The organism is Blastococcus sp. TF02A-35 (genome assembly GCF_004571075.1).
GTDB lineage: Bacteria > Actinomycetota > Actinomycetes > Mycobacteriales > Geodermatophilaceae > Blastococcus.
In genome coordinates this window covers 71,222-83,798 of sequence record NZ_SPQP01000009.1, presented here as the reverse complement: position 1 = coordinate 83,798, position 12,577 = coordinate 71,222, and the positions used below count along the sequence as shown (strand labels likewise).

The window sequence follows — 12,577 nt, the reverse complement described above, 5'->3', positions numbered from 1 at the left end:
CTCCGTAGGCTGCGGACGTGGTGTCAGTCCCCGCCGTGCGCATCGACCGGGCCACCCCCGAGGACTTCGACCGCATCGCCGAGCTGACCGTCGGCGTCTACGTCGACGGCGGGCTGGCCTCCGCCGGGTACGCCGCCGAGCTGGCCGACGTCGCCGGTCGCGCGTCCCGCGCCGAGCTGCTGGTCGTGCGCGACCACGACGGGCGGGTCGTCGGCAGCGTGGCGCTCGTGCTCGAGGGCGACTTCGGCGAGGTCACCGAGTCCGAGGACGAGGCCGGCTTCCGGATGCTGGTGGTGGACCCCGCGGCGCAGGGGCGCGGCATCGGCGCGGCGCTGGTCCGGGAGTGCCTGGGCCGGGCCCGGGCGGCCGGCAAGCGGCGGGTGGTCATCTCCACCGGGACGCGCATGACGACGGCGCACCGCCTCTACGAGCGGCTCGGCTTCACCCGGCTCCCGGAGCGGGACTGGGCGCCGGTGCCGGGCATCGACCTGGTGGTCTACGCCCGCGAGCTGTCCTAGGCCGCCGCGACGGTGGCGATGAGGTCGCCCTCCTGGAGGACCTCGCCCTCGACGACGTGCAGCTCCTGCACGGTCCCCGCGTGCTCGGTGAGCACCGGGATCTCCATCTTCATGGACTCGAGGATCACCAGCGTGTCGCCGGCGGACACCTCGGCTCCGGGGGTGACGAGCACCTTCCAGACGCTGGAGACCATCTCCGCGTGGATCTCCTCGACCGCCACCGCGACCTCCTGATCACAACCGTTCGCGAGCCCTCATCCAAGCACGCGTCCCCGGCGTCAGGGCCGCGGCAGAGCCGGGTCCTCGGCGAGTCTGCCGAGCACGGCGCAGACCTCGGGCCCGTCGTGCGGGACGCCGATCTCCGGCAGGCCCGACAGCGCCTCGGAGGCCGCCCGGGCAGCGGTCGCGGCGTCCGGCGCCCCGGCGCTGACCGTGGCCAGGAGCGCGTCGTACCAGCCGTCCAGGCGGTCGCCGGGGTCGTAGCCGGTCACCGCGACCAGGTTCACCCCGGACGGCGCCTCCGGGGGCCGGCCGGAGCCGGGGAGCCGGCCGCTGACCCGCCCCTCCGTGCCGGGCGGCAGCGTCGAGCGCAGCTGGACGGCGACGGCCGACCGCGGCCCGGAGCCCCGCGGCCCGGCGGCGGTGGCCCGGGGGCCGGCGGCGCTGCGCAGGGCGAGCTCCACGGCGTCGACGCCGTGCGCCCGCTCCAGCACCGCCATGTCGAGGGAGAAGCCGGCCGCGACCTCGGCGAGCTCGCCGTCCGGTGAGATCCCCACGGTGACCAGGCCGCGCCAGCCGAGCTCGGGCAGCCGCCGGGCGGCCGCCGGCAGCTGCTCGGAGGCGTCGGGGGTCCAGGAGACGCGGGCGATGCCGGCCGCGCGGTCGCGGGCGACCGGGGTGGTGAAGCGCAGCCCCTCCTCGGTGACCCAGGCGAGGAACCCACGCTCGCTGGCCGGCTCGACACCGTCCCCGCCGAGGCGCTCGAGCACCTCCGGGTCCGGCCCGACCCAGCGCAGCCCCGCTCCGATGACGGCGGCGGCCAGCCGGGCGTTGCCCGCGAGGGCCGGCGGGACGGGCAGCACGGCCTCGACACCGCTGCGCCGCGCGGCCTCGACGATGCGGTCCACGGCCAGGTAGCTCTCGGCGGCGGGGGCCGGCCCCAGCAGGACGGCGTCGTCGGCCAGGCGGACGTGCCGGGCGCTGCGCTCGGACTCGCTGTGCACCGCCACCGCCTTCACGCCGGAGCGCTCGCAGGCCCGGATCACGGCACAGCCGGCCGGTCCCCGTCCCGCGACGAGGACGCTCTCGATGTCGAGCTGTGGCACTGGTGTTTCCTCCTGCTGTCCCCTGCCCGGCACGGCGGCCGGACTCCCCGTGAGAGGCTTGTCGCGTCAGCTTGGCGGGTTCGGCGACGCCGCGCACGATACGTGCGCCGCGTTCCGGCCCCGCGAGAACCAGGGCCGCCCGGCCCACCTGCAACGTGAGAGGAGGGCAGCGATGTCCAAGCGCGGACGCAAGCGTCGCTCCCGCAAGGGGAACAAGGCGAACCACGGCAAGCGCCCCAACGCCTGATCCCAGGCCGCGGACGTACGAACGCCCCGCACCCGCGAGCAGCGCGGGAGCGGGGCGTTCGCGTGTCCGGGGGCTAGTCGCCGGTGCGCTCGATGGTGACGCGCTCGACGCTGATCTGGGTGCCGTCCTCCTCGAACGACACACTGGTCAGCTGCATCTTGATCCGGTCGCGCAGGCCCGACGGCGGCTTGTCGCCACCGCACCGGCGGCGCACGAGCGCCTTGAACTCCTGCTCGATGCCGAACTCGCGCAGGCAGGAGGAGCAGTCCTCGAGGTGCTCGGCGATGACCGCCCGCCGGGCGTCGTTCGTCTCGTGGTCGAGGAACTCGAAGACGTGCGTCAGGACGTCGTCGCAGGAGTTGATCTCGATCGGCTCACCGGCGCGCGCAGCGTCGTCGCTCGTCACTTGCTCGCCTCCTCACCGGCTCCGGCGCGGACGAAGCCGCGCTCACGGGCGTAGTCGGCCAGCAGCTTCTGCAGCCCGCGGCGCCCGCGGTGCAGCCGGGACATCACCGTGCCGATGGGCGTGCCCATGATCTCGGCGATCTCCTTGTAGGCGAACCCCTCGACGTCGGCGAGGTACACCGCCAGCCGGAAGTCCTCGGGCAGCTGCTGCAGGGCCTCCTTGATGTCGGAGTCCGGCAGGTGGTCCAGCGCCTCGATCTCGGCGGAACGCAGGCCCGTGGAGCTGTGCTCCTCGGCGGCGTAGAGCTGCCAGTCCTGCACCTGCTCGGTGGGGTACTGCTGCGGCTGCCGCTGCTTCTTGCGGTAGCTGTTGATGTAGGTGTTCGTCAGGATCCGGTACAGCCAGGCCTTGAGGTTCGTGCCCTCGGCGAACTGGTGGAACGCGGAGTACGCCTTGACGAACGTCTCCTGGACCAGGTCCTCGGCGTCGGCCGGGTTGCGGGTCATCCGCAGAGCCGCCGGGTAGAGCTGGTCGAGGTAGGGCAGCGCGTCCCGCTCGAAGCGGGCGTCGCGCTCGGCGCGGGTCTCGGCGAGCTCCGTGCGGCTCCCGCCCTCGCGGGCCTCGGGCACCTCTACGGGTGCGGCCTCCGGCAGCTGGCCAGGGTTCTCCACCGCGGACTCTTCAGGCACCGACCGTCCTCTCCGGAGCCCCGGGACGCGGGGCGCCACATCGATCGATCCTAGCCGCGCGGCATCAGGACGGCCCGGGGGACGCCGGTGCGCGGCCCGCGGGCGGGCGCTGGAGACGGTGCTGCTCACGGCCGGTGCAACGGCGTCCGTCGGCGCGGTCATTCCCGGTGGGGCGGAACTGGCTACGCTCCCGCGCCGTGGCGGCTACCCCGGCGGTGCGGGTCCTGGAGCGGGCGAAAGTGGCCCACACCCTGCACCCGTACGACCCCGAGCACCCCTCCGACCAGGGCCACGGCGAGGCCGCGGTGGCCGCGCTGGGCGCCGACCCGAGGCAGGTGTTCAAGACGCTGGTCGCCCGCGTCGACGGCGCGCTCACCGTCGCCGTGGTCCCGGTCAGCGGAACCCTCGACCTCAAGGCGCTCGCCGCGGCGGTGGGCGGCCGCAAGGCGGTCATGGCCGACCCGGCCGACGCCGAGCGGGCCACCGGCTACGTGCTGGGCGGCATCAGCCCGCTGGGCCAGAAGAAGGCGCTGCCGACGGTCGTCGACTCCTCGGCCCTGGGGTTCGGCACCGTGATGGTCAGCGCCGGCAAGCGCGGCCTGCAGCTGGAGCTCGCCCCGGCCGACCTGGTGTGCCTGACCCGGGCGCGCACCGCGGCCATCGGACGCTGACCCGGCTCGACCCGGACCGCCGACCCTCGAGCCGCGCCACGGCGCGGCTCCGGGGACGGCCGCGCGGGTTGACCCGCGCGGCAACAGGCGCGAACCGGACAGCGGTCGGGAGGGGGGCCGGCCGAGGGGCCGGTCAGGAGCCGTAGGGGGTCAGGAGCTGGTCGACCGGGGCGAAGTCGTCGGTGAGGACGGCGGCGTCGCCCACGAACCGGTCCAGCTCGTCCCCCTCCGCGACCTGCCAGGTGAGGCCGCGGTCGCCCAGCGCCCGCGTGAGCGCCTCCACCGGGAGGGGGCGCTGCGAGGCGACCGCGACGAGGTTGCCGCCGTCCTCCCCGGCCAGCACCGGCACGCGGGCCAGCAGCAGGACGTGGGCGAACGCCTCCCGCAGCGTCGCCAGCTCGGCGCGGACGAAGGCCAGCGGCGGGTGGTCGATGAGGTTCACCGCGTAGACGCCGTCGTCGGCCAGGGCGCGGTCGACGAGCGCCATGGCCTCCCGGGTGGTCAGCTGCCAGGGCACCGACAGCCCGCCGAACGCGTCGCCCACGACGAGGTCCCGCTCCCCCGCGGACTCCTCGGCGAGCCCCACCCGGCCGTCGGCCACCCGCACGCCCAACTCCTCCGACGTCTCCAGGCCGAGCTGCTCGCGGTCCATGGCGACCACCCCGGGGTCGACCTCCAGGACCAGGCTGCGGGTGCCGGGACGCACCTCCGCCAGGTAGCGGGGCAGCGTGAGCCCACCGCCGCCGACGTGCAGCGCGGAGACCGGGGCGCCCGCGGGGAACGCGGCGTCGGTGACGGCGGCGACCGCCCGCACGTACTCGAACTCGAGGTGGGTCGGGTCGGCGAGGTCGACGTAGGAGTGCCGGAGCGTGTCGAGCAGCAGGACCCGTCCGGTGTCCCGCTCGGGGTCGGCCACCACCCGGGCGCAGTGGTAGGCGGTCTCCTCCTCGCAGGGCGTCGGCGCGACGGCGGCCAGCGCCCCGCCGCCCACGGCCAGCGCGAGGAGGGCGACCGGCACCCGGCCGGCCCCGGGCACCCGCCGGAGGAGCACCGCGACGGCGAGCCCGGCCACCGCCGTCACCGCACCCGTGGCCACCAGGATCACGCTGCTGGGGAGGACGGCGACGAGCACGAACCCGGTGGCGAAGGTGGCGGCGATCCCGCCGAGCGTGCCGATGCCCGACAGCCGCCCGACCACGGCCCCGGTCTCGGCGAGGCTGGCCAGCTGCAGCTTCACCACCATCGGCGGGACGGCCGACAGCAGCGCGGCCGGCACCACCACGGCGACGGCGGCCAGGAGCAGCACTCCCCCGGCGTCGGCGCCGGAGAGCAGCTCGCCGGTGAACCGCACCAGCGGGAGCACCGCGACCACCAGGGCACCGCCGGCGACCATGAGCGGCGCGAGCAGCCGGCGGGGGTCGGCGCGGTCGGCCGTGGCACCGCCCACCCAGGCCCCGAGCGCGATCGCGGCCAGCGCGAAGCCGATGACCGCGGTGCTGGTCTGCACCGTGACGCCGACGTAGGGCGCGATCAGGCGCAGCCCGACGATCTCCAGGACCAGGACCGCGCCCGAGCAGAGGAAGGTGATCGCCGCGGCCACCCACCCGGGCAGCGCGGTCCCTCCGGCCGTCGAGGGCTGGTCGGCGGCTGCGGCCATCTCAGAAGAGGGCGGGCTGGTCGGCCGGCTCGGCCACCGACTCCGCGCGCGCGGTGAGCTGCGGGCCGTTGACCCGGACGTTGTTCACCGCCGTGCTCACCGGCCGCAGCTCGAGCGCGGCGACGACCTCCGGCGGGGTGGGCGCGGCCAGCTCCGCGACGTCCTCGCGGGCCGGGTCCAGCCACTCCGCCCAGCGGTCGGGCGGCAGCACCAGCGGCATCCGGTCGTGGATCTCGGTGAGCGCTCCGACGGCTGGCGCGGTGACCACCGTGCAGGTGTAGAGCCGGTCCTCGCCCTGCCCCCAGACCTCCCAGAGCCCGGCGAAGGCGAGCACCGACCCGTCCTCGGGGGTGATGAAGTACGGCTGCTTGGTCGGTGAGTCCAGGCGCTTGGCCCACTCGTACCAGCCGTCGGCCGGGACCAGGCACCGGCGCGAGGCCGCCGCCTTGCGGAACGCCGGCTTCTCCGTCAGCGACTCCACCCGCGCGTTCAGCATCCGGTTGCCCACGGAGACGTCCTTGGCCCACGAGGGCACCAGGCCCCAGCGGACGGCGCGCAGCTCGCGGTGCCCTCCCCCGGTCGGCCGCCCTTCGGCGTCCCGCTCCTTGGCGTGCCGCACGACGTAGACGTCCTTGGTGGGGGCCACGTTGTAGTCGGCGGCCAGCGGCGGCTGCCCCGGCGCGGGGACGGCCTCGAACTCCAGCGCCAGGTCCTCCGGCTTGCGGCTGGCGGCGTAGCGACCGCACATGGGCGCCTCCTCGACGGGCTGGGCTGACGTCCCCGCACTCTAGGTGCGGGCACCGACGTCCGAGCGGCGCGAGCCGCACACCGGGCCGCGGGCAGTTGCCCTCTGTCGCAAAGCCCGACGAGAGACGAGGATCACCGGCGTGACCGTGACGCAGAACCCACCGACCGACCAGCCGAAGACCGCCAGCGACAGCGCCGCACGCCGCTACGCGACGGTCAACCCCTTCACCGGCGAGACGGAGAAGGAGTTCGACTTCACCCCGACCGAGGCCATCGACGGCATCATCGGGCGGGCGCACGCCGCCTACCAGGAGTGGCGCGGGCGCTCGGTCGAGGACCGGGCCGCCGTGGTCCGCCGGGCCGCCGAGCTGATGGACGAGCGCATCCACGACCTCGCCGCGCTGACCACCAAGGAGATGGGCAAGCGCACGGAGGAGGCCGTCGGCGAGCTCTTCCTCTGCTCGATGATCCTCAAGTACTACGCCGACAACGGCCCCGGCTTCCTGCAGCCCACCCCCATCCAGCCGCTGTTCGGCGGGGGCGAGGCGGTCGTCGAGACCCAGCCCGTCGGCGCGCTACTGGCCATCGAGCCGTGGAACTACCCCTACTACCAGGTCGTCCGCGTCGCCGGGCCGAACCTCGTGCTGGGCAACACGGTCATCCTCAAGCACGCCGAGATCGTCCCGCAGTGCGCCGAGGCGATCGAGCAGCTGTTCACCGACGCCGGCGCCCCCGAGGGCGTCTTCACCAACACGTTCCTGAAGATCGAGGACGTCGAGCAGGTCATCGCCGACCCGCGCATCGCCGGCGTGACCCTCACCGGCAGCGAGCGCGCGGGCAGCGCGGTCGGCGCGCTGGCCGGCAAGCACCTCAAGAAGTCGGTGCTCGAGCTCGGCGGCAGCGACCCGTTCATCGTGCTGGACACCGAGAACCTGGCGGCCACGGTCAAGGCCGCGACCACCGGGCGCATGCAGAACAGCGGCCAGGCGTGCATCGCCGCCAAGCGGATGATCGTCACCGAGGACGTCTACGACACCTTCGTCGCCGGCATGCAGCAGGCGTTCGCCACCTTCGCGCCCGGCGACCCGACCGACCCGTCGACGTCGCTGGCCCCGCTGTCGTCGGAGCAGGCCGCGGCGGACCTGCACGCCCAGATCCAGGACGCCATCGACAAGGGCGCCACCGTGCTGGCCGGCGGGAGCCGTCCCGACCTGCCCGGCGCCTTCGTCGAGGCGACCCTGCTCGCCGACGTCACGCCGGACATGCGGGCCTACCACGAGGAGCTCTTCGGCCCGGCCGCCGTCATCTACAAGGTGAAGGACGAGGACGAGGCGGTCGCGCTGGCCAACGACACCGTCTACGGCCTGGGCGCGACCGTCATGAGCAGCGACCTCGACAGGGCCCGCGCCGTGGCCGAGCGGATCGAGGCCGGCATGGTCTGGATCAACCAGCCGACCGGCTCCTCCCCCGAGCTGCCCTTCGGCGGGATCAAGCGGTCCGGCTACGGCCGCGAGCTGTCGGAGATGGCGATGTTCGAGTTCGCCAACCGGCGGCTGCTGCGCACCGTCCCGGCCAAGAAGTCCGACAAGCCGCAGGCGGGCTGATCGGGTGCGGCGCGCGACCGGGCAGACTGGCCACGTGTCAGACGTCTGGTCCGCGCCGCACCACCCGGCTCCCGTCGACGCCGTCGTCACCCTGCCCGGCTCCAAGTCGCTGACCGCCCGGGCGCTGGTGCTGGCGGCGCTGGCCGACGGGCCGAGCCGGCTCGTCCGCCCGCTGCGGGCACGCGACACCGACCTCATGGCCGGCGCGCTCCGGGCGATGGGCGTGCGGGTCGAGCCCGACGGCGACGACTGGCTGGTCACCCCCGGCCCGCTCCGCGGGCCGGTGACGGTGGACGCCGGCCTGGCCGGGACGATCCTGCGGTTCCTCCCGCCGGTGGCCGCGCTCGCCGACGGCGACGTGACCGTGGACGGCGACCCGCGGCTGCGCGAGCGGCCCAACGCCGGGCTGATCGCGGCGCTGCGCGACCTCGGGGTCGGGGTGGACGACGACGGCCGCGGGCGGGCCCCGTTCACCGTGCGCGGCACCGGGCGGGTGCGCGGCGGCGCGGTGACCGTCGACGCGAGCGAGTCCTCCCAGATCGTCTCGGGGCTGCTCCTGGCCGCGGCGCGCTTCGACGAGGGCGTCGACCTGGCCCTGGCCGGCGGGGTCCCGTCTATGCCGCACGTGGAGATGACGGTGACGACGCTGCGCGAGCACGGCGTCGACGTCGCCGCCACCGACCGTGGGTGGCGGGTCGCCCCCGGCCCGGTCGCACCGCTGGACCGGGTCGTCGAGCCCGACCTCTCCAACGCCGCCCCCTTCCTCGCGGCGGCGCTGGTGACCGGCGGGCAGGTCACGGTGCGGGACTGGCCGGAGGTCACCACCCAGCCCGGCGCCCAGCTCGACCGGCTGCTCGCCGACATGGGCGCCGACGTCGAGCGGACCGCCGAGGGCGGGCTGCGGGTGGCCGGGACCGGCGCCGTCCGCCCCCTGGTCGCCGACCTCGGCGAGGTCGGCGAGCTGACCCCGGTGCTGGCGGCGCTGTGCGCCCTGGCCGACGGGCCCTCCCGGCTCACCGGCATCGCCCACCTGCGCGGCCACGAGACCGACCGGCTGCAGGCCCTCGACGAGGTCCTGACCGCCGTCGGCGCACGGGTGCGGCAGCTGCCCGACGGCCTGGAGATCGAGCCCGGCCCCGGCCGCCCGGCCCGGCTGGACTCCTACGCCGACCACCGCATGGTCATGGCCGCCGCCGTCCTCGGGCTGGCGGTCGACGGCGTCACCGTGGCCGACCCCGGCGCGGTGACCAAGACGCTCCCGGACTTCCGCGAGCGCTGGGCGGGGCTGCTCGGCGACCCGATCGGAGCGACCCGCTGAGCACCAACCGCCGCGGCCACCGCGTCGACGAGGACGACATCCGGGTCCGCCCCAACCGGCGCGGCACCCGGCCCCGCACCCGCACCCGCCCCGCGCACGAGGACGCCGTCCCGGGGCTGGTCGTCGCCGTCGACCGCGGCCGGATGACCGTGCGCATCGACGGCCCCGAGGGGCCGGTCGACGTGACCGCCATGCGGGCGCGCGAGCTGGGCCGGCACGGGGTCGTCGTCGGCGACCGGGTCCGGCTGGTCGGCGACACCAGCGGCCGGACCGACTCGCTGGCCCGCATCGTGACCATCGAGGAGCGGCAGACGGCGCTGCGCCGCACCGCCGACGACACCGACCCCACCGAGCGCGTCGTCGTCGCCAACGCCGACCTGCTCGTGATCGTCACCGCGGTCACCGACCCCGAGCCGGCGCTGGGCTTCCTCGACCGCTGCCTGGTCGCCGCCTACGCCGGCGGGCTCGAGCCGCTGCTGTGCCTCACCAAGACCGACCTGGCGTCCGCGCAGCCGCTGCTGGACCGCTACGCGGGGCTGCACCTGGAGGCCGTCCCGATGTCGCGCGAGCTGCCCCTGGACGACTTGCTCGACCGGATCCGCGACCGGATGAGCGTCTTCGTCGGGCAGTCGGGCGTCGGGAAGTCGACCCTGGTGAACCGGCTGGTGCCCGACGCCCTGCGGGCCACCGGCGACGTCAGCAAGATCGGCAAGGGGCGGCACACGTCGTCCTCGGCCGTGCTCTTCGACCTGCCCGGCGGCGGCACGGTCATCGACACCCCCGGCATCCGGTCCTTCGGCCTTGCCCACGTCACCGCCGACGACGTCCTCGTGGCCTTCGACGACATCGCCGAGGCCGCGACCGAGTGCCCGCCAGGGTGCGGGCACACCGCCGAGGACCCCGACTGCGCGCTCGACGCGTGGGCGGCCCAGGGACCGGAGCGACGGCGGGAGCAGCTCGACGCGCTGCGGGTGCTGCTGGCCGCCGTCGGGCAGGTCGGGCCCGGTTACTGAAAGAGCCGGTCGGCCATCGGCTCGTCGACCGCCTCGATGCGCAGGTCGTGCCCGAACCCCGGCCGCTCCCCACCCAGCTCCTCGGTGAGCACGCAGACGCCGGTCTGCACGTCCAGCCGGACGCGGTAGGCGTCCGCGTACCGGTCGAGCAGGTGGTCCCCGTCCCACTCGCGGCGGTCCACCTCCCGGGTCCGCAGCAGCGGGCAGCAGCCGCAGCGGGGCTCGTAGGTCGCGGTCGGGACGACCACCGCCTCCCAGGCCGGGCGGCCGGCGTGCCGCACCTCGGTCACCGACCGTGCGGCGACCGCCGGGGCACGGTCCCAGGTGTCCTGGTCCCGGCCGTCGGCGAGCTCCGCCGGGTCGAGCATCGCGACCCAGTCGTAGCTGTTGTGCATCGGGTCGTCGTAGCTCAGCAGCGGGTTCTCCGGCCGCACGTCGACCAGCCCGTCCGGCCGCAGCGGCGGCGGAGGGGACTGCGACGCCCACGTCATCACGTGGACGGACCCGCCGCGAGGGCCGTAGCCGGCCACCGTCTGCGGGCGGGTGCGCTCGGCCCGCAGCAGCTCCCCGCCGGCTGACTCGACCCGCAGCAGGTCCGGTCGCCGGACCCAGGCGCGCACCGCCTCCGGCCGGTGCGGGTTCTGCGGCCAGCTCACGGTGAAGCGCAGCGTCGACCAGCGCCACGGCGAGGACCGGGCGAGGGCGGCGAAGGCGTCGGGCGCGGGCACCGGGCCAGTTTGCGCGGGCGCCGCCCTGCTGACGAGCGGGTTCACACCTCGACGTACCCACCGCTGCGCCAGTAGACGCCGGCGTCCCGGGTCAGCAGCCCCTCGTCGACCAGGTAGCGGCGCAGCGCGGCGACGTCGGGGTGCCAGACCGCCAGCAGCGCGTTGACCTCGCGCTCGGGGTAGCGGACGCCGGGCTCGAAGACGCGCACGAGGTGGTCGAGCACGAGCAGCCGCTTGCTGCGCTGCGCCGGGATGGAGGTCAGCCGGCCGTCGCGCACGAAGGCGGAGAGGACGGCGTCCTGCGCCGGGTCGTCCGAGAGCGGCTCGGGCGGGGGCGCGGCCTCTGCCGCCGCCCGCGCCGCGGCACCGAACCGGTCGGTGTTCAGCGCCAGCGCGTGCCCGTCGCGGTGCACCAGCCCGCCGCGGGCCAGCCGCCGCGCGGCCAGCGCGACCTCCTTCAGGCCCAGCCCGGAGGCCTCGGCCACCTGCTCGATGGTCCCCGCCCCGAGCGCCAGCGCGGCCACCACCTTCAGCCGGACGGGGTCGGCCAGCAGCCCCGCGATCGTCGCTGCGTCCACGTGCCCGACGGTATCCGTGCATCCCGGCGGGGCCCCCGGGTAGGACCCGGTGCATGGTGAGCCCGATCGACATCCAGAAGGCCCTGTCCGGCATGGACTACCCCGCGTCGAAGGAGCAGATCGTCCAGCACGCCGAGCGGAACGGCGGCGCGGGCGAGGTGCTCGACGCGCTGAGGAAGATCGACGACCGCGAGTACGAGGGGCCGAGCGGGGTCAGTTCCGCCGTCTTCGACTGACCGACCGCTAGGTTGGGTGCCCATGACGTCGGGTCGGGGCTTCTCAGAGGACATGCGGCTGGCACACGTGCTGGCCGACCAGGCCGACTCGATCAGCATGGACCGGTTCAAGGCGCAGGACCTGACCGTCGACACCAAGCCCGACCTGACGCCGGTGACCGACGCCGACCGGGCCGTCGAGGAGCAGCTGCGCATCACGCTCAGCCGCGCCCGCACCCGTGACGCCGTCATGGGCGAGGAGTTCGGCACCACGGGGCACGGGTCCCGGCGCTGGATCCTCGACCCGATCGACGGCACGAAGAACTTCGTCCGCGGCGTCCCCGTGTGGGCCACGCTGATCGCCCTGGTCGACGGCGACGAGCCCGTGGTGGGCCTGGTGTCCGCGCCCGCCCTCAACCGCCGGTGGTGGGCGGCCAAGGACGTCGGGGCCTGGACCGGTCGCCGGCTGGAGTCAGCGACCCGCTGCCGCGTCTCCGACGTCGGTGCGCTGGAGGACGCGAGCCTCAGCTACTCCAGCCTCTCCGGCTGGGAGGAGCGCGGGCTGCTCGACGGGTTCCTCGACCTGACCCGCTCGGTCTGGCGGACCCGGGCCTACGGGGACTTCTGGAGCTACGTGCTCCTCGCCGAGGGCGCGGTCGACGTCGCCTGCGAGCCCGAGGTCTCGCTGTGGGACCTCGCCGCGCTGGACGTGATCGTGCGGGAGGCCGGTGGCCGGTTCACCGACGTCACCGGCGCCCCGGGCCCCGCAGGGGGCAGCGCCCTGGCCAGCAACGGCAAGCTGCACGACGCCGCCCTGGGCCTGCTGCGGCCGCCGGGCCGGCCCGCTCCCGCCTGAGCGGC

15 protein-coding genes are annotated in these 12,577 nt (G+C 75.2%); 7 read left to right on the top strand and 8 right to left on the bottom strand.

The features are described 5' to 3' along the window. The first annotated feature begins 17 nt into the window (after positions 1–17). Positions 18–518 (top strand): GNAT family N-acetyltransferase, encoded by a 501-nt coding sequence (locus E4P43_RS06630; RefSeq protein WP_245158970.1) that lies wholly within the window; start codon positions 18–20, stop codon positions 516–518. Here E4P43_RS06630 and E4P43_RS06625 read toward each other — a convergent pair. From E4P43_RS06625 to E4P43_RS06605, 4 genes are all read right to left on the bottom strand, one after another. Further along, complete coding sequence (locus E4P43_RS06625; RefSeq protein WP_135144618.1) at positions 515–739, bottom strand: biotin/lipoyl-binding carrier protein; 225 nt, start codon at positions 737–739, stop codon at positions 515–517. The genes E4P43_RS06630 and E4P43_RS06625 overlap by 4 nt on opposite strands. Before the next feature lie 57 nt (positions 740–796). Beyond that, positions 797–1,843: a biotin carboxylase N-terminal domain-containing protein gene (locus E4P43_RS06620; protein WP_135144617.1), complete on the bottom strand. Its 1,047-nt coding sequence runs from the start codon at positions 1,841–1,843 to the stop codon at positions 797–799. A 320-nt stretch (positions 1,844–2,163) separates the two neighbouring features. Continuing rightward, a complete protein-coding gene (gene rsrA, locus E4P43_RS06610; protein WP_135144615.1) occupies positions 2,164–2,496 on the bottom strand; it encodes a mycothiol system anti-sigma-R factor in 333 nt (110 codons plus the stop codon). Continuing rightward, complete coding sequence (locus E4P43_RS06605; RefSeq protein ID WP_113798823.1) at positions 2,493–3,185, bottom strand: sigma-70 family RNA polymerase sigma factor; 693 nt, start codon at positions 3,183–3,185, stop codon at positions 2,493–2,495. The genes rsrA and E4P43_RS06605 overlap by 4 nt, the downstream gene beginning before the upstream one ends. Positions 3,186–3,382: 197 nt before the next feature. On the opposite strand from E4P43_RS06605, the gene ybaK reads away from it, so the two are divergent. After that, positions 3,383–3,856, top strand: coding sequence for a Cys-tRNA(Pro) deacylase (gene ybaK, locus E4P43_RS06600; RefSeq protein WP_135144614.1), 474 nt, complete (start codon positions 3,383–3,385; stop codon positions 3,854–3,856). Positions 3,857–3,989: 133 nt separating this feature from the next. On the opposite strand, the gene E4P43_RS06595 is transcribed toward ybaK, so the two are convergent. Both E4P43_RS06595 and E4P43_RS06590 read right to left on the bottom strand, forming a co-directional pair. Continuing rightward, positions 3,990–5,513 (bottom strand): fused MFS/spermidine synthase, encoded by a 1,524-nt coding sequence (locus tag E4P43_RS06595; protein ID WP_135144613.1) that lies wholly within the window; start codon positions 5,511–5,513, stop codon positions 3,990–3,992. 1 nt (position 5,514) lies between these two features. Next, positions 5,515–6,261, bottom strand: coding sequence for an SOS response-associated peptidase (locus tag E4P43_RS06590; protein ID WP_135144612.1), 747 nt, complete (start codon positions 6,259–6,261; stop codon positions 5,515–5,517). A gap of 139 nt (positions 6,262–6,400) precedes the next feature. Between E4P43_RS06590 and E4P43_RS06585 the strand changes: the two genes are divergently transcribed. The 3 genes from E4P43_RS06585 to rsgA all read left to right on the top strand — a co-directional run bounded on the left by E4P43_RS06585 (position 6,401) and on the right by rsgA (position 10,195). Beyond that, the gene (locus E4P43_RS06585; RefSeq protein WP_135144611.1) at positions 6,401–7,864 is read left to right on the top strand and encodes an NAD-dependent succinate-semialdehyde dehydrogenase; all 1,464 of its coding nucleotides are present in this window, start codon (positions 6,401–6,403) and stop codon (positions 7,862–7,864) included. 34 nt (positions 7,865–7,898) lie between these two features. After that, entirely contained in the window at positions 7,899–9,182 is a 1,284-nt protein-coding gene (gene aroA / locus E4P43_RS06580) for a 3-phosphoshikimate 1-carboxyvinyltransferase (protein ID WP_135144610.1), read from the top strand. A 143-nt stretch (positions 9,183–9,325) separates the two neighbouring features. Beyond that, positions 9,326–10,195, top strand: coding sequence for a ribosome small subunit-dependent GTPase A (gene rsgA / locus E4P43_RS06575; protein WP_245158969.1), 870 nt, complete (start codon positions 9,326–9,328; stop codon positions 10,193–10,195). Here rsgA and E4P43_RS06570 read toward each other — a convergent pair. Then, positions 10,189–10,923, bottom strand: coding sequence for a hypothetical protein (locus E4P43_RS06570; protein WP_209313754.1), 735 nt, complete (start codon positions 10,921–10,923; stop codon positions 10,189–10,191). The genes rsgA and E4P43_RS06570 overlap by 7 nt on opposite strands. 41 nt (positions 10,924–10,964) lie before the next feature. Further along, entirely contained in the window at positions 10,965–11,501 is a 537-nt protein-coding gene (locus tag E4P43_RS06565) for a DUF2087 domain-containing protein (protein ID WP_135144608.1), read from the bottom strand. A 53-nt stretch (positions 11,502–11,554) separates the two neighbouring features. On the opposite strand from E4P43_RS06565, the gene E4P43_RS06560 reads away from it, so the two are divergent. Further along, complete coding sequence (locus E4P43_RS06560) at positions 11,555–11,737, top strand: DUF2795 domain-containing protein (RefSeq protein WP_135144607.1); 183 nt, start codon at positions 11,555–11,557, stop codon at positions 11,735–11,737. 22 nt (positions 11,738–11,759) lie between these two features. Further along, complete coding sequence (hisN, locus tag E4P43_RS06555) at positions 11,760–12,572, top strand: histidinol-phosphatase (protein WP_135144606.1); 813 nt, start codon at positions 11,760–11,762, stop codon at positions 12,570–12,572. Positions 12,573–12,577 lie beyond the last annotated feature (5 nt).

Excerpts from the sequence above, each read along its gene's own strand:
- E4P43_RS06595 (WP_135144613.1), bottom strand. The coding sequence starts at position 5,513 with ATGGCCGCAGCCGCCGACCAGCCCTCGACGGCCGGAGGGACCGCGCTG.
- E4P43_RS06590 (WP_135144612.1), bottom strand. The coding sequence starts at position 6,261 with ATGTGCGGTCGCTACGCCGCCAGCCGCAAGCCGGAGGACCTGGCGCTG.
- rsgA (WP_245158969.1), top strand. The coding sequence starts at position 9,326 with ATGACCGTGCGCATCGACGGCCCCGAGGGGCCGGTCGACGTGACCGCC.
- E4P43_RS06560 (WP_135144607.1), top strand. The coding sequence starts at position 11,555 with ATGGTGAGCCCGATCGACATCCAGAAGGCCCTGTCCGGCATGGACTAC.
- hisN (WP_135144606.1), top strand. The coding sequence starts at position 11,760 with ATGACGTCGGGTCGGGGCTTCTCAGAGGACATGCGGCTGGCACACGTG.